The 15,198-nt window shown below is 58.2% G+C and carries 14 protein-coding genes; 6 read left to right on the top strand and 8 right to left on the bottom strand.

Annotation, left to right across the window (positions count from 1 at the left end; genetic code table 11):
- Window positions 1-45: 45 nt before the first annotated feature.
- Window positions 46-2,193: a Zn-dependent oligopeptidase gene (locus HY298_14515; protein ID MBI3851468.1), complete on the bottom strand. Its 2,148-nt coding sequence runs from the start codon at window positions 2,191-2,193 to the stop codon at window positions 46-48.
- 248 nt (window positions 2,194-2,441) lie between these two features.
- On the opposite strand from HY298_14515, the gene HY298_14520 reads away from it, so the two are divergent.
- Together HY298_14520 and HY298_14525 are read left to right on the top strand one after the other, a co-directional pair.
- Window positions 2,442-2,864 (top strand): GxxExxY protein, encoded by a 423-nt coding sequence (locus tag HY298_14520; GenBank protein ID MBI3851469.1) that lies wholly within the window; start codon window positions 2,442-2,444, stop codon window positions 2,862-2,864.
- Between the two features lie 157 nt (window positions 2,865-3,021).
- Window positions 3,022-5,088: a threonine--tRNA ligase gene (locus HY298_14525; GenBank protein ID MBI3851470.1), complete on the top strand. Its 2,067-nt coding sequence runs from the start codon at window positions 3,022-3,024 to the stop codon at window positions 5,086-5,088.
- Window positions 5,089-5,135: 47 nt separating this feature from the next.
- On the opposite strand, the gene HY298_14530 is transcribed toward HY298_14525, so the two are convergent.
- Complete coding sequence (locus HY298_14530; protein ID MBI3851471.1) at window positions 5,136-5,543, bottom strand: TfoX/Sxy family protein; 408 nt, start codon at window positions 5,541-5,543, stop codon at window positions 5,136-5,138.
- Window positions 5,544-5,546: 3 nt separating this feature from the next.
- A complete protein-coding gene (locus tag HY298_14535) occupies window positions 5,547-5,966 on the bottom strand; it encodes a helix-turn-helix transcriptional regulator (protein ID MBI3851472.1) in 420 nt (139 codons plus the stop codon).
- A gap of 123 nt (window positions 5,967-6,089) precedes the next feature.
- Between HY298_14535 and HY298_14540 the strand changes: the two genes are divergently transcribed.
- Together HY298_14540 and HY298_14545 are read left to right on the top strand one after the other, a co-directional pair.
- Window positions 6,090-6,455 carry a nuclear transport factor 2 family protein gene (locus tag HY298_14540; GenBank protein ID MBI3851473.1) on the top strand — a complete coding sequence of 122 codons (366 nt, stop codon included), beginning with the start codon at window positions 6,090-6,092 and terminating at the stop codon, window positions 6,453-6,455.
- A gap of 166 nt (window positions 6,456-6,621) precedes the next feature.
- Window positions 6,622-7,083, top strand: coding sequence for a hypothetical protein (locus tag HY298_14545; GenBank protein MBI3851474.1), 462 nt, complete (start codon window positions 6,622-6,624; stop codon window positions 7,081-7,083).
- 87 nt (window positions 7,084-7,170) lie between these two features.
- Here HY298_14545 and HY298_14550 read toward each other — a convergent pair whose 3' ends face one another.
- Complete coding sequence (locus tag HY298_14550; GenBank protein ID MBI3851475.1) at window positions 7,171-7,956, bottom strand: hypothetical protein; 786 nt, start codon at window positions 7,954-7,956, stop codon at window positions 7,171-7,173.
- 116 nt (window positions 7,957-8,072) lie between these two features.
- Here HY298_14550 and HY298_14555 point away from each other — a divergent pair, with 116 nt between their 5' ends.
- The gene (locus HY298_14555) at window positions 8,073-10,928 is read left to right on the top strand and encodes a DUF559 domain-containing protein (protein MBI3851476.1); all 2,856 of its coding nucleotides are present in this window, start codon (window positions 8,073-8,075) and stop codon (window positions 10,926-10,928) included.
- A gap of 279 nt (window positions 10,929-11,207) precedes the next feature.
- Here HY298_14555 and HY298_14560 read toward each other — a convergent pair whose 3' ends face one another.
- Genes HY298_14560 through HY298_14575 form a run of 4 tightly spaced genes read right to left on the bottom strand, consistent with a single transcriptional unit; the run spans window position 11,208 to window position 14,168 of the window.
- Window positions 11,208-11,642 carry a hypothetical protein gene (locus tag HY298_14560; GenBank protein MBI3851477.1) on the bottom strand — a complete coding sequence of 145 codons (435 nt, stop codon included), beginning with the start codon at window positions 11,640-11,642 and terminating at the stop codon, window positions 11,208-11,210.
- A gap of 21 nt (window positions 11,643-11,663) precedes the next feature.
- Window positions 11,664-12,641, bottom strand: coding sequence for a hypothetical protein (locus tag HY298_14565; protein MBI3851478.1), 978 nt, complete (start codon window positions 12,639-12,641; stop codon window positions 11,664-11,666).
- A 22-nt stretch (window positions 12,642-12,663) separates the two neighbouring features.
- Window positions 12,664-13,008, bottom strand: coding sequence for a hypothetical protein (locus HY298_14570; GenBank protein MBI3851479.1), 345 nt, complete (start codon window positions 13,006-13,008; stop codon window positions 12,664-12,666).
- Window positions 13,005-14,168: a cobalamin-independent methionine synthase II family protein gene (locus tag HY298_14575; protein MBI3851480.1), complete on the bottom strand. Its 1,164-nt coding sequence runs from the start codon at window positions 14,166-14,168 to the stop codon at window positions 13,005-13,007. The genes HY298_14570 and HY298_14575 overlap by 4 nt, the downstream gene beginning before the upstream one ends.
- Window positions 14,169-14,346: 178 nt before the next feature.
- Between HY298_14575 and HY298_14580 the strand changes: the two genes are divergently transcribed.
- Window positions 14,347-15,192: a UTP--glucose-1-phosphate uridylyltransferase gene (locus HY298_14580; GenBank protein MBI3851481.1), complete on the top strand. Its 846-nt coding sequence runs from the start codon at window positions 14,347-14,349 to the stop codon at window positions 15,190-15,192.
- Window positions 15,193-15,198 lie beyond the last annotated feature (6 nt).

Raw genomic sequence — 15,198 nt, forward strand, 5'->3', positions numbered from 1 at the left:
TCCAGCTTGATTCCACTAACCGGTCAACCTAAACGCCGCCCTCAATCAACCTTTATCGCCTGCGTTGCCGCTGGATGAACTTTTCCCAATCCCAATTTGTTTGAGGAAAGGCTCAATGGATCGGGGTCGTCCGAGAAATTTCTCAATCGAAATGTTCACGTCGCGCGAATCGCCGGGTTCATAAATCTCCTTCCGCAACCGGCGACCGGCATTGGCGTCGAAATAACCGCCCGGCGCTTTCTCGAACACGGTCGCCATGTCCGCCGCGATGGCGTCCGCCCACGCGTAACCGTAATAACCGGCGTCGTAACCCATCAGATGACCAAAATAAGCGACGAACGCCGTCCCTTCCGGCACCGGAAAGAATACGTCACTCAGAATCTCATTCGATAATTTCACGGCGTCCGTGTTTCCGCCCTCGTGGATTTGCGTGTGCAACGCCAGGTCCAGCAGGCCGAAGGAAAGCTGACGCCGGTAGCGCGTGCCTTCGGTGGCGAGCCTTGCCTCTTTCAATTGCGCCAGAATTGCCGGCGGGATTTTTTTGGACGGGTCGCGGTAGTCGGCGGCGAAGCTGTCTAAAACCTTTTTGTCCCAGACCCAGTTCTCCAGCATTTGGGAGGGCGCTTCGACAAAGTCCCTTGGCACGCTGGTGCCGGAAAAGCGGCCGTACTTGGCGCGGGTCACGATAGAATGCAGCGCGTGCCCAAATTCGTGGAACAACGTCTCCACTTCCTGATGGGCCAGCAGTGATGGCTGGTCTTTTTCCGGTGGTGGAAAGTTGCAAACCAACGCCACCGTGGGCCGCTGGTATTTCCCGTCGGGCAGCGCCTTCCCGTCGATGATGCCGAACTGGGCGAAATGATTGTATTTCCCTTCCCGTGGAAACATGTCGAGATAGAACAATCCGAGTGGCTCGCCGGTGGTCGCGTCCGAAACGGCGTAGAGTTGCAGGTCATCAATCCATTTGTACGGTGGCTCAAGACGCTCAAACTTCAGCCCGAAGATGCTCTGGTAAATGTTGAACATCCCTTGCAGCACCTTTAGATACGGGAAATAAACGCGCAACGCCTCGGCGTCGATCGTGTATTTTTCCTTCTTCAATTGATTACTGTAGTAACGCCAGTCCCAGACATTGATCTTCGCGCTGGCATCGCCGGTTTCCTTCACCTTCAGCGCGCGAAACTCGGCGATCTCCGCGTCGAACTTGGGTTGCAAACCGGTCTTGAGTCGTTCAAGAAAATCCCGCGCGTTGGCCGCCGTCTTGGCCATCTTCGGTTCGATCTGATAATCCGCCCAGGTCGCGTAACCGAGTTTGTGCGCAATCTTGTCGCGCAGTTCGAGAATCTTTTGCAACAACGGAACATTTTCTTCCTTGGCCAGTGTGTCGTGGATGATCAAGAACCTTTTCCGAACGTCCTCGCTCTTGGCATTCTCCATCAGCATCAAGTAATGAAATGTGATGTTGGCCATGACGGTGTATTCGTCGTCGCCGGTTTTGACGCCCTTCTGATTGAGAAAACTTTCCGGCACACCCACCAGTTCGGTCTTCGTGAACTTAACCGGCCTTTGCACCTTGGTGATGTTGCTCTCAAAATCCGTCGTCAGCCGGCTCAGTTCCTTGCGCATCCTCTCAACTTCGTCGCGTTCCGGCTTCGGCAATTCCAGGCCGGCCCGTTTGTAATCGCGCAACGTTTCGGAAAACAGTTTGGCGTCCTCGCCGATCAATTTCGGATGCGTGGCGGCGAACGCCTTGACCGCCGCGTAAACATCCTCGCGATAATCCAACCCCACCGCCCATTCCTGCAAAACCTTGGTCGCGTCGGTGGCGGCATCGCGAACGGCGGCGTTGGTGCTGGTTTCCTTAATTAGGCTGATCCGAATCGCCGTGAGATTGGCCTGATAACCGATGTCGTCCAGCGCGCGCACGGTATTCTCAAACGTGACCCTGGCGGGTGCCAGCTTGCCGAGCCGATCCAACGCGGCATTGGCCGTGGCGATGGTGCTCTTGATCGAAGAGTCGATGGCGTTGGTGCTCGTCTCAAATGTCGGCAAGCTGAAGACGGAATGGAAGCGGGCCGCTTTCTTCTGATAATCCTCAAACGACATCGCAGTGCTGTCGGTTCGGGGTGGAACGGAGTGGCAGGCTGTGAGCAGGTAAAGTGGTGTCAGAATCAAAATGGTTTTCGAATTCATGCGGCGACAAACTACCGACGGAAACTACCGGCAATCAAGTCGATTCGCCGAAGCATGATGGTGACGACGAGAGTTTTGTGTTTGCCAAGCCGGTGTGCCGCCAATACCATCACGCTCATGTTTTCTGAATTGAAGACCGTCACGACCACGACGATGTAGCGTTCGTCTCCTAACGAGATGGACGTGAACGCCTCTGACCGACCGTCCGGGGCGTTTTTGTTTACGGTTCTAACCGCAGATGAACTCAGATGAACGCAGATGATTTTTCCAAACCAGACGCCGGGAAGGCGGAGGCCTATCCGTGCAAAGAAGAGACTCATGCCATCATCGGCTGTGCGTTCGAGGTGTTGAACGAACTCGGACACGGCCTAAACGAGAAGCTTTATGAGAATTCGCTGGTCGTGGAATTCAAACGTCGCGGCATCGCTTTTGATCAACAGCGCAATTTTGAAGTGCGTTACAAAGGCGAGCACGTTGGCGAGTTCGTTCCGGATTTGATTGCTTACGGGAAAGTCGTCGTGGATGCCAAGTGCATTGACCGGATTACCGACCACGAACGCGGCCAAATGTTGAACTACCTGCGCATTACCAAACTTCCCGTTGGCCTGATTCTGAACTTCAAGCACGCCAAGCTGGAATTTGAAAGGATCGTTCTTTCTAACCGCAGATGAACTCAGATGGACGCAGATAACAAACAGCAAAACGGAGTTTGGTGCTTTGCCGGATGGAAGCCTGGCAGAATTCAGGTTCTGTCTTATCACGGCAGCTCCGCCGCCGTAAAAAATCTGCGTTCATCTGCGTCCATCTGCGGTTAAACTTTTGGAATCTATGGAAAACGAACGCAAAACTTTAGACGACCGCGCCAAGATGACCGAGCTGGAGCGCATCCGACACTCCTGCGCCCACGTCATGGCCACCGCCATCCTGCGCCTGTGGCCCGACGCGCAATTCGCCGCCGGGCCGCCGGTGGAAAATGGTTTCTACTACGACGTTGATTTGAAGCACCGCATCTCGCCCGAAGATTTTCCGAAGGTCGAGGAGGAGATGAAGAAGGAAGTCAAAGCAAACCATCCGTTCGAGAAAATCGTCGTCACGCGCGAACAGGCGATGAAGGACTCGGAGAGCGGACGGCTCGGCGGATTGACCGAGCGACCGGGCAATCCGAGCAAGTTCAAGATCGGCAACCTGGAAGCCATTCCCGAGGGCGAGCAGATCACTTACTACAAGAACGGCGACTTCATTGACCTGTGCGCCGGGCCGCACGTGATGCGCACCGGCAACATCGGCGCGTTCAAGCTCACCACCGTGGCCAGCGCCTACTACAAGGGCGACGAGAAGAACCCGCAACTCCAGCGCATCTACGGCACGGCGTTCAAGAACAAGACCGCGCTCGACGAGTATTTCAAGATGCTCGAAGAGGCCAAGCGCCGCGACCATCGCAAGATCGGCGCGGAGATGGGGCTGTTCGTGATTGACACCGAGTTTGTCGGGCCGGGACTGCCGCTTTGGTTGCCGAAAGGGACGGCCATCGTGGAGGAACTGGAGAAGCTCGCGAAGGAAACTGAATTCGCCGCCGGTTATGTGCGCGTGAAGACGCCGCACATCGCGAAAGAAAAAATGTATCTCACCAGCGGGCATCTGCCGGTGCTTTACAAGGAAAGCATGTTTCCGCCGATGAAGCTCGACGAACTGGCAGAAAAACGACACGAACTTACGAACTCGCTACGTGCGGCTTCCAACATCGTTTATGGTTGGGCGGCAAGCCAAATTAGTGAGGAAATGGCGAAACATGGTGAGCCCGTGGAGTTGATGGAAAAGGTCATCGCCGAGTACCGGAATTCGAAGTCTCTTCCCGCAGAAGTATCTCAACAGTTATCCGTATTCGAGTCGGTGAAGCGAGCGCTCCGCGAGCTTTCTCCGCCGGAAACTTACTACCTCAAAGCCATGAACTGCCCGCATCATCACCGCATTTTTGCGGCTGAGCCGCGCAGCTATCGCGATCTGCCGTTGCGTCTGGCCGAATACGGATGCAATTACCGCTACGAGCAGAGCGGCGAGTTGTTCGGCCTCATGCGCGTGCGCTCGCTCAACATGAACGACGCGCACATCTATTGCACGCCGGAGCAGTTCGCCGCCGAGTTCAACGCGGTGAACGAAATGTATCTGAAGTATTTCAAGATTTTCGGCTTCGAGAAATACGTCATGCGCTTCAGCACGCACGACCCGTCGCGCCTGACCGGCGACAACGCCAAGTTCGTCAACGAACCGGCGCTGTGGAAGCAGACCGAAGACATGGTCCGCGACACGCTGAAGAATTCGGGCATCCCTTACGTGGAAGTGCCGAACGAGGCGGCGTTCTACGGCCCGAAGATTGACGTGCAGGTCTGGAGCGTCATCGGCCGCGAATTCACGCTGGCGACCAACCAGGTGGACTTCGCCGTGCCCGCCCGGTTCGGCCTCACCTACCGCGACAAGGACAACTCAAACAAGACGCCGCTCTGCATCCATCGCGCGCCGCTCGGCACGCACGAACGCTTCATCGGCTTCCTGATTGAGCATTACGCGGGCAACTTCCCGCTCTGGCTCGCGCCGGATCAGGTGCGCGTCATCACGCTCAACGACGACGAAGCGTTGATCGCCTACGCCAAGCCCATCGTGGCCGAACTGCGCGCGAACATGGTGCGCGTGGATGCGGATTTCAGCGCGACGCCGTTCAAGGCGAAGATTGCCAACGCGGAACAATTGCGCGTCCACACGATGCTGGTCATCGGCGGTCGCGACATGGAAGCCGGCGCAGTGAGCGTGCGTCTCCACCACGGCGGTCCGCAAGGCGCGAAGCCGAAGGCGGAAGTCATCGCGGATATTCTGGCGAGCATCAAGGAGCGCAGGGCGTAAAGCAAACGATGTGGAGTGAGGTTTCCCTGACGCGCCTTTGTTGCGGTTTAACCTCTGCGCTGGCGTGAAGGTTTCGTTTCTCGCTTGTCAGAGGGTGAAATCAGTTTCTGCGCGGATTTCTTTTTCGAGGCTTTCGCGTTCGGATTAAATGCCAAGGCAAGTTTCAGCCAGTCGTCCAACTCGCCATCGGTTGCCAGTCCCGCTGGATTGACAAACACGAAACCGCGCATCGGACGCCCCGTAAAATCCATCGGCACGCAACCTTTCCTACGTAGCGCGGTGTCATAGACCGCTGGATCAATGCGCGCCATCAGGCGGTTCTTCTCGACGCCTACGCACATCTTCCCGTCCACCATGAAGCAAAGCCCGCCCATCATGTGCTTTTCCTCAAACCGCACTCGCGACTTGGAGAAACCGCGACGGATGCGCTCCGCCAGTTGTTCATCGTAAGCCATAAGTCAGGATTTGGGATTTGGGTTGGTAAAGCGCGCCGCCAATTCACGGATGAAACCATCGCGGTCGGTTCGGATGCGGCGCATAACGGCTGGCGGCGCTGTGGTTTTGGGGTCGTATTTTGCCGACCACAAACTGATTTCTAAAAGGGCGGGAAGCAAATCCAGTCCCTTTTGAGTCGGAGAGTAAATGAATTGTCGCCGGTTGCTCTGGTCTCGTGATTTTGCGATCAAACCCTCGGCTTCAAGTCGCGCCAGCCGCTCCGACAGGATGTTGGTGGAAATCCCCTCTTCGGCTGCCAGCAGCTCGCTGTAGTGCCGTTTGTCTTTGAAAAGCAAATCCCGCAGGAGCAGCAAACTCCACTTGTCGCCAAAAATATCGAGCGCGAATGCAATGGGGCAGTGAGATCGCGTTGTCCGTTTCATTTCAGCATTTCCATGATTAAAAATCGGCTTGCAAAAGGCAAGCCATCCGGCACTTTTATTACGACTTGCAAAAAGCAAGTCATTCGACACCGCCAACGAAACAATCAACCGGCAAAAAGAAAAATGAAAACCGCGAGTCAAACAGTGAATCACTTCTATGACGTGTGCAACAACAAGCAGGGTCAGGGCTTGGATGCTCTGGTTGCAGACAACATCACCTTTGAAGGGCCGCTCATGCGCCTTTCGGGTGCGAGTCAATATCTGTCAACGGTCGGCCCGTTCCTGAAATTCCATAAGAGCATGAGAATGCTCCAGCAGTTTGAAACCGGAGAACACGTCTGCTCGATTTACGAGATGACGCTCGGCACACCAGCGGGCGGAACTTTTACTTCGTCGTTCGCCGACTGGATTCGCGTAGTGAATGGAAAAGTGGCAGAGCAAAAGCTTTACTACGACCCGCGCGAGTTCGCGAAAGCCTTCGGGATGTGACGCGCAAGGTGTTGATCGAATCCGGCATCAACTACGTGGAGGTCGCCAACGAGGCGGCGTTCTACGGGCCGAAGATTGACGTGCAGGTGCGGAGCGCCATCGGCCGCGAATTCACCATCGTCACTAAGTCCGAGCCGGATGGGCGGGGACTTCGCCCTGCCCGCTGGTGTCCGTCCGCAAGGACTTCGGCCTCACCTACCGCGACCAGGACAATTCCAACAAGACGCCGTTGTGCATCCATCGCGCGCCGCTCGGCACGCATGAGCGGTTCATCGGCTTCCTCATCGAGCATTACGCGGGCAACTTCCCGCTCTGGCTCGCGCCGGATCAGGTGCGCGTCATCACGCTCAACGACGACGAAGCGTTGATTAACTACGCCAAGCCCATCGTGGCCGAACTCCGCGCGAGCATGGTCCGCGTGGATTCGGATTTCAGCGCAACGCCGTTTAAGGCGAAGATTTCCAACGCGGAACAATTGCGCGTTCACACGATGCTCGTCATCGGCGGTCGCGACATGGAGGCCGGACAAGTTTCCGTGCGGTTGCACCACGGCGGCCCGCAAGGCACGAAGCCAAAGGCGGAAGTAGTAGCGGAGATTCTGACCGCCGGGCGGGAGCGACGCGGATAATTCCGTTCTCAGTGCCGCTGTCGATGAAGGTTTTTGCTTGCATGAATTCTTGTCCCACCTGGGACAATAATTCATCAACCGGCTTTGTCAGCCCGACGTGAAGGTTTGCAGTTGCGATCCAGCCTGCCGCAGAACCGCAACTCTCCGCTGCCATGCCGATTGCCCCAGGTAACCGGATGGCCAAAGTCGTTCCGGCAGCAGCGGATCATCCGTCACCGCGTCCAGCCAGGCATCGCGTTCAACCGTCGCCCAGCGCAGCAATGCCTTCGCTGCTGCTTCACTCCGCAACGCCCCGTCTGGCTGTTCGTCCAAGATTTTTATCAATCGAAGATAACGCCGGTTGATGCGCTCGAAGTCCCAAGCGCCGGTGACGATTTCCGCGTCGGATTCGCAGGCGCAGGGTCGCGCGTCGAGCAGGAGTAACGATTCTACGTCAATCTTTGCGCCGACGAGAATTTGGCGTTCCTCCTCCAACGGATCAGGTGTGACCCAGACGCTACCTTGAAGGCATCCGAAACCTCGGTCGTGCAAGTAACGTCGCAACCGCTTGCGATGGCTGTCGCGAGCGACTGGAACATCAAACAACACCAAGCGCCATCGCCCGTCCCATTCACGCGACCACCGAACCTGCGGGTCGCGCCCGCCCAACGCATGGAGGCGTCCTTGGGCGGTGAGGCGATAAATGCGCTCATCCGAACTGCCTGCCTGGGCTTCGATCAATTCCCCTTTCTTCAAAACTGAAAGCTGCTGTTGCAGTCCATTTCGATAGGCCCAGCTTTCGTAAGAATCGGTGAAGTTGCGAAAGGTCGGCCGCATCAGCTTGTCTGCGGACCAGAGCAAAAAATTCAGGAGTTCTTCCGTCTTGGATTTCATGGGCGTCAGTTTGCAGGAAACCGGCAACGAAAGCCATACGGATTTCTGTCCCAGGTGGGACAAGAATCCATCGCTAGCATGGGCGGCGGCACTCGACGGCCTTTCGGGTTTTGGCTATGGTGCGGTGCGTGGTCACGAACACTTCTCCATCCGCCGCGAAGATTGAATTGTTCAGGTCGCTGTTTCGCGGAAGATCGGATGTTTATCCACGCCGGTTCGAGAGCCGCAAGACCGGGAAGGCCGGCTACGCGCCGGCTTGTGCCAATGAATGGGTGAGGGGCGTGTGTGAGAAACCACGAATCAAGTGCGCCGATTGCCCGAACCGGCGCTTCCTGCCGGTCACCGATGATGTGATTCGCTGGCATCTTTCTGGCCACGATGATCAGGGCCGCATTTTTGTCATGGGTGTGTATCCGATGCTCCAGGATGAAACTTGTTTTCTCCTGGCGGCGGATTTCGACCGGGAAAGCTGGCAGGAGGATGCCGGCGCGTTCCGCGAAACCTGTCACCGGCTCGAACTGCCGGCGGCCTTGGAACGCTCGCGCTCGGGGAACGGCGGGCATGTCTGGCTTTTCTTTGAGGAAGCCCTCTCCGCCAGCCTCGCGCGTAAATTGGGTTCGCACATCCTCACCGAGACAATGGAGAATCGTCCCGAGATCGGCCTCGGCTCCTATGATCGGATCTTCCCCAATCAGGACACATTGCCCAAAGGCGGGTTTGGGAATTTGATCGCACTGCCTTTGCAAAAGCTCGCGCGGCAACGGGCCAACGCCGTCTTCCTGGACGCCCAATTCCAGCCGCATCCCGATCAGTGGTCCTTCCTGGCGTCCGTGCGGAAAATCAGCCGCGCAAGGGTCGAGGCGGTGGTGCGCGATGCGGAATCGCGCGGGCGGATCATCGGGGTGCGCGTGGCAGCGGCTGACGGGGACGACAATGCTCCGTGGACCACGCCACCGTCGCGTCGCCAAAAAGCGCCGCCCATCATCGGGCCGTTGCCGGAGAGCGTCGAACTGGTCCTCGCGGATCAAATCTATGTTGGCAAGGAGAACCTTCCTCCGGGACTTCGCAATCGGCTGCTCCGGCTCGCGGCCTTTCAAAATCCAGAGTTCTATCGCGCCCAATCCATGCGTTTGCCGACCTACGACAAGCCGAGAATCATCCATTGCGCCGAAGATTACCCCAAGCATTACGGCCTGCCGCGCGGTTGCCTCGAGGGTGTGCAGCAACTGGTTCACACACTGAAAATCAAATCTGTTGTCCGCGATGAACGCTGCGACCGCACCCCTCTGGACGGGTCCTTCCACGGTGCGTTGCGCCCCGAACAGGAGGCGGCTGCCAAGGCGATGCTGGCGCACGATACCGGCGTCCTGGCCGCCACGACGGCTTTCGGCAAAACCGTGCTCGCGGCCTGGCTCATTGCTCAACGTGGCGTGAACACTCTGATTTTGGTTCACCGCCAGCAACTCCTGGAGCAGTGGATCGAGCGCTTGTCCACGTTCCTGGGCGTGCCGACAAAAACGATTGGACGGCTCGGCGGCGGGCGGAAAAAACTCACGGGCAGCCTGGACGTGGCGCTGCTGCAAAGCCTCGTCCGCAAAGGCGCCGTGGACAACCGGGTCGCGACTTACGGCCATCTGGTGGTGGATGAATGTCCTCATCTGTCCGCCCGCAGCTTTGAACTGGTTGCGCGGCGGGCCAAGGCGAAGTTCATCACCGGCCTGTCGGCCACCGTCACCCGCAAAGACGGGCATCACCCGATCATCTTCATGCAGTGCGGGCCGGTGCGCTATCGGGTGGATGCGAAAAGGCAGGCGGCAGCGCGGCCCTTCACTCATCAAGTGTTCGTTCGCCCGACTGGATTCCGTTCGATGGAAACGCCCGCGCCAGATCAGCGCGTGGAATTTCATCGGCTGTATGAGGCATTGTGGAATGACGAGCGGCGGAACGCATTGATCTGTGCCGATGTGTTGAGAGCGGTGCGTGAAGGTCGCTCGCCCTTGTTGCTCACGGAACGGACGGAACATTTGCAGCACCTGGCGGAACGACTGTCGTCCGACATTCCAAACGTGATTATGTTGCAAGGCGGGATGGGGAGGAAAGAACTACAAGCTGCTCTTGACCGAGTGGCAACGAATCCTTGTCCCAGGTGGGACAAGGATTCGTCAGCACAGGCAATGGGTGGAACCGTCGGTCGGGTGATTCTGGCCACGGGAGGATTCATTGGCGAAGGGTTCAACGACCCGCGTCTCGACACATTGTTCCTCGCGCTGCCGGTTTCGTGGCGGGGAACAATCGCCCAGTATGTAGGTCGGCTCCATCGCCTCCACGAAGGCAAACGCGAAGTGCGGGTCTATGATTACGCGGACTTGGACGTTCCCATGCTGGCGCGGATGTTCGACCGGCGCTGCCGCGGTTACGAGGCGCTCGGTTACACGATTCTGTTGCCCGCCAGCGCCGTGCCGGGATGGCCGGTTACCGTACCGCTGCCGATTGATCCGGAATGGAAACGGGATTACTCCGCCAGTGTTCGCCGGCTCATTCGCGATGGCGTGGAGGCACCGCTGGCGAATCTGTTCGTCCATGCCGCGCGTTCCCTGTCCCTGGAGGCCGAAGGGGCCGGCCGCGCCCGAAGCGCCAGCGAAGCATTCTTGTATCGGCGGCTGCAGACGCTGCCCGAAACAGCCGGCCGTTTCCGCCTGAATGAGAACCTGCCGATTTCCTTTGATGGGAGTGGCGGGATGGAGGTGGACCTCTTATGTGCGGAGGTCCGCCTGGTGATCGAACTGGACGGCGTGCAACATCTGTCCGACGCCGAAGCTTATCGGCGCGACCGGCGAAAGGATGCGCTGCTGCAACAGAACGGATACTTCGTCTTGCGCTTCCTGGCGGAGGACGCGAGCAAACAACTCGATCACGTATTGGACACAATCCTCGCCGCGCTGGTCCATCGGCAGAAGGATGAGAGATGCTGAGGTTCCCGGCACACCAAGGGCCGACGACAAACCACCCGTTCTGCGCGAAAATCATTGTGCAAACTTTTGCTTCAGGTGAAGTAAAAGTTTGCATCACGATGAAGAGACGTGTCTGAAGTGTTTGTACGTATTTGGCTTCGAGAAATACGTGATGTGCTTCAGCACCCACGGCCAAGAGAGGTTGGGCATGACATTCGTCAATGAACCGGAGTTGTGGTTGGCGCTGCGAAGCCAGGTGGACGTTACTGATGCTTCAGCCGTACCAGCTTTTGAAGATGCTCAAGGCATGGGTTGCACAGGGAATCGCGACGGGTCCAACGCTGGCCGGACGCCGAAAGGCGCAGCGTTCACCGAGCCGAGCGCCAGGCGACCGGCGCGGATTTGCAGACAGGCGAAGCCTTGCGGATGTGGCGCGTAAAGGTCGCCGTGCGCGGCCAACGTTTCACGCTGCCATTCCTCCGGCCACAGGCTCAGACCGCGATAGTAATGATGCCCGTTGCGCTCGACGTGTTCGATGCCGAGCAGTGACATCATGGCCAGGTCCTGCAACAAAGTGACTGGTCCGAGCGTGCACAAATCTTCACCCGTGAGCACCACGCGTTCGCCGCGTCGCCGCCGATGCTCCAGCAAGCAGGCGTTGGCGACACCCTTCACGATGCCCTTGCAACTCTTGTAGCTCGTCCCGACGTAACCCAACCCGAGCGCCCGCGGCACGTCGCCGAGCGCACCTTCGGATTAGTCAATGATGAGCGGCGGACGGTCGCCCCAAGCACGCAACGTCGCGCCCGCCTCGTCGCTCAACGCGTGGTCGCGATGCACGGGTTGTTCCACGACGAGGATGTGCCGCCACAGCTCCCGGAGACTCATGTCCGTGGAGGCCGATTGCCAGAACTCGCGGAACGCTGCGAAGCTCTTGACATTTTCATTGCCGTCGAGCGTGACAAAACAATTTCCGCCGGTTTCGCGTTCCAACACACGGCTCAAGTCGCGCAGTCTGGGAAAATTCCGTTGGGCATCGCCGAAGATTTTGACTTTGAAGTAACGCAAGCCGTAGGCGCGAATTGAACTCTCCACGTCCTGTGGCAGGCCGTCCTCCACGCGCTCGTTTGCCGGAATGTCCGCCGGCGTGAGCGCGTCGCCCAAGCCGACGGTGTGCCGCACGAAGCAAGCATCCAGCGGCGTCGCGTGAAGCAAATCGCGCGGTTGGGCGTCGTCCAGTTCGGCGTAGATTTCTCCCAGACGCAACCCGAGCCGGTTGGTCGCGATGAGGCGATGCAACGGTTGATCTGCCAGCCGGCACAACCCATCCAGCACCGCACGTTCAACCAGGCTCACGCCGAGATTCGCCAGCAGTGGCGCGAGCGAACGGGAACTGGCCCATTCACTTTGCTGCCGATGCAACTCGCGCCAGAAGTCGAAAAACGTCATCGGCGATTGCGCGATTTGCTCCGCGAGTTGCGCCGCGTGGCTGATGACTTCGAGCATTTCGGGCAAATCTTGCTCGAAGGTCGTGGCCGGATTTTTCGTGAACCACTTTGGCGGGAGGCCCTCGCTGGTGAGGCCGAACAAGGATTTGCTGCTAACCGTGACTCGCGTGCGGACGAAAAGGTGCGGCACCTCGGTCATGCTTGCGATACCATAGCGAAACGGGAATCGCGTCCGCGTGTGCCGGACGAAGAATTCAAAGGGAGAAATCGTAAATCGATAGTTCATCGGAGAAGATGGCCATAAAACTTCATTTCACAAATTCCCATTGTGAACCTGACTTGGGATCTTTTGCAGAAATCCGCTCTCCATTCCAATGATAATCAAGTGCAGGATACCCATACATTAGTTCAGCGGAACGCGATACGATAATAACGACACGCCCGTCCGACCAAAGGGCATATGGGAATACCAGGCCAGCACCACGGCTATCTCTGGCGTCGATCCCTTTGATATGAAGCTGTAAATGATCACCAGAAATGTGAATGAAGTTGGAAGTTCCTTTTTCAAGGTAAGTGCCTGAAGGAATACGCTGCTCCACTGTTGTGCACCCGGTTAGGGCCACCAAAAGCGCAAACAGCAGGAAGCTTTTCATTTCCGTCCCAAATACAAATCGCGACCTTTGACCAGCGCGGCGATTTTGCGGTCGGCTACGGAGCGTTTGAGCATCCAGAAGCCGCAGTCCGGATGCACGTAGCGCACGCGATTCGGCCCGAGAATTTTCTCCGCGCGCTCGATGGCACGGGCGACTTCCTCCGGCGTTTCAATGCGGTTAACCTTGACATCCACGACACCGAGTCCCAGCCCGATGCGCGCGTCCACGGCCTTGAGCGCGTCGAGGTCCTCGGGCGGACGGTGGGCGAGTTCGAGCACGAGGTGGTCGGTACGAAGGCTGTTGAGGAACGCGGTCAGCGCGGCCCACGTGCCTTTTTGAATCGTCTGCCCGCCGTAGTTGCCAAAGCAAAAGTGCACCGCCTTTTCCCCGCGCACGGCGTCCAGCACGCGATTGATCGCGGTCGCGGCGAGCGGCGCGTCGGCGGGATTGCCGGGAATGTTGGCCTCGTCCACTTGCACGCAAGCGCAACTCAACTCGCCGGTTTGCGCGGCCAGGGCGTCGGCGATGGCGAGCGTGAGCTTCTCCAAATCCTGATAGTGCTCGTCCAGCAACGTGCGCGCGAGCATGTAGGGGCTGGTGAGCGTGAACTTGAACGGCCCGCCTGCCACGCTCGCGGCGCGCGCGCAGTCTTCCGGCAAGTTCAAGGCGCCTTCAGTGATCGGACCAGTGACAACACCAGCCGGTTTGCCGCGAAAGCGCATCTCCGGTTTCGCGCGAAAAGCATTGGTCTCACGCCGGCCAACGTCGCAACGGATGCCGCCCAACCGACTGACAAAATAATCAATCATCCCGTTCGTGTCGGGGTGGTTGACATCGAAGCGATACAATTCGCCGTCGGTGGGCAGGTCAATGCCGGCCTGACGTTGCAAGTCGAAGACCACGCGCGTGGCGTCGAGCACCGCTTGTTCGCTGGGCAGAGCCGCGAGCCATTCGGGCACAGGATACGAACCGACCGTGCTGGTGAGGATGCGGGTCGTAGTGCTCGTGTTCACAGATCGAGAATAGCAGCAAGTCGTCAGGGAGCAAGTTCGCTTGGCACGGACGAACGATTGATAGTCGGCAACGAACTCCGCGCGCAAACAGTTCAAGGGCCAGCCGACTTCCGCACAAAAGGGATCGATCCGCAGATCGCGGTTCATTTCCACGGCAAACGCGCCTAAGAGCGAATCCGAAAAGGAGTGTTGTCATGGATATTTTGCTGGCGATTGAGGAATGAAGCACCTAAATATGCAGCCCTTGAACCGAAGCGTGGAGCGGCGCAGTGCTGCGGATTGATATTCCGTGCCTGCCTCACAACCCACCGCAAAGGAAACCAAGATGGAAATAAAGAAAGCGGTCATCACCGCCGCCGGACAAAATCAACGCTCGCTGCCGCTCCAAACTCTGGTGGATCGTGACGGGCAGACGAAATCCGCGCTGGCCATCATCGTGGAAGAATCCGTCCAGGCGGGCATCGACGACATTTGTGTGGTCATCAACCCTGGCGACCAGAATTCCTACCGCGCCGCCGCCGGGGCGCACGGCAAACGATTGGCATTCGTGGAGCAGACCCGCCCATTGGGCTATGGCCACGCCGTTTGGTGCGCGCGCGAGTTCACTGGCGCAGCGCCCTTCCTGCTGCTGGTCGGAGATCACCTTTACATCAGCCGGAGCACGAAGCGTTGCGCGCAGCAACTGGTCGAAACCGCCGCTGGAGAAGCCTGCACGGTCTCGGCGGTGCAGGCCACGCACGAAAGCAAGCTCCCGCATTACGGCACGGTGGGCGGCCGGCTGGCCGATGCCCGCCAGGGAATTTATCTAGTGTCGGACGTGGTGGAGAAGCCCACACCCACAGAAGCCGAACAGAGGCTGATCGTGCCCGGTTTGCGCGCCGGCCACTACCTCTGCTTCTTCGGCATGCACGTCCTCACACCGCGGGTCATGTCGCTGCTTGAGGGGGATGTTGCCAAGGCGGGCGAAAAAGGCAGGGTGCAACTGAGCGCCGCGCTCGCGCGACTCGCAGAGAATGAACGCTACCTGGCCTGTGAGTTGGACGGTCGGCGCTTTGACATTGGCGTCAAATACGGTCTGCTCACCGCGCAACTGGCGCTCGCGCTCAGCGGCGAAGACCGCGATGAAGTTCTTGCCGGTCTGGTGGAGTTGCTAGCGCTCAGTGCCAAGTGATGATTC

Source organism: Verrucomicrobiota bacterium (genome assembly GCA_016200005.1).
GTDB lineage: Bacteria > Verrucomicrobiota > Verrucomicrobiia > Limisphaerales > PALSA-1396 > PALSA-1396.

Bases quoted from the DNA above. Each gene is read 5' to 3' on its own strand.
- HY298_14555 (MBI3851476.1), top strand. From the start codon at position 8,073: ATGGTGCGGTGCGTGGTCACGAACACTTCTCCATCCGCCGCGAAGATT.
- HY298_14515 (MBI3851468.1), bottom strand. From the start codon at position 2,193: ATGAATTCGAAAACCATTTTGATTCTGACACCACTTTACCTGCTCACA.
- HY298_14580 (MBI3851481.1), top strand. From the start codon at position 14,347: ATGGAAATAAAGAAAGCGGTCATCACCGCCGCCGGACAAAATCAACGC.
- HY298_14535 (MBI3851472.1), bottom strand. From the start codon at position 5,966: ATGAAACGGACAACGCGATCTCACTGCCCCATTGCATTCGCGCTCGAT.
- HY298_14575 (MBI3851480.1), bottom strand. From the start codon at position 14,168: ATGAACCGCGATCTGCGGATCGATCCCTTTTGTGCGGAAGTCGGCTGG.
- HY298_14520 (MBI3851469.1), top strand. From the start codon at position 2,442: ATGAACGCAGATGATTTTTCCAAACCAGACGCCGGGAAGGCGGAGGCC.
- HY298_14565 (MBI3851478.1), bottom strand. From the start codon at position 12,641: ATGAACTATCGATTTACGATTTCTCCCTTTGAATTCTTCGTCCGGCAC.
- HY298_14570 (MBI3851479.1), bottom strand. From the start codon at position 13,008: ATGAAAAGCTTCCTGCTGTTTGCGCTTTTGGTGGCCCTAACCGGGTGC.
- HY298_14550 (MBI3851475.1), bottom strand. From the start codon at position 7,956: ATGAAATCCAAGACGGAAGAACTCCTGAATTTTTTGCTCTGGTCCGCA.
- HY298_14525 (MBI3851470.1), top strand. From the start codon at position 3,022: ATGGAAAACGAACGCAAAACTTTAGACGACCGCGCCAAGATGACCGAG.
- HY298_14530 (MBI3851471.1), bottom strand. From the start codon at position 5,543: ATGGCTTACGATGAACAACTGGCGGAGCGCATCCGTCGCGGTTTCTCC.
- HY298_14540 (MBI3851473.1), top strand. From the start codon at position 6,090: ATGAAAACCGCGAGTCAAACAGTGAATCACTTCTATGACGTGTGCAAC.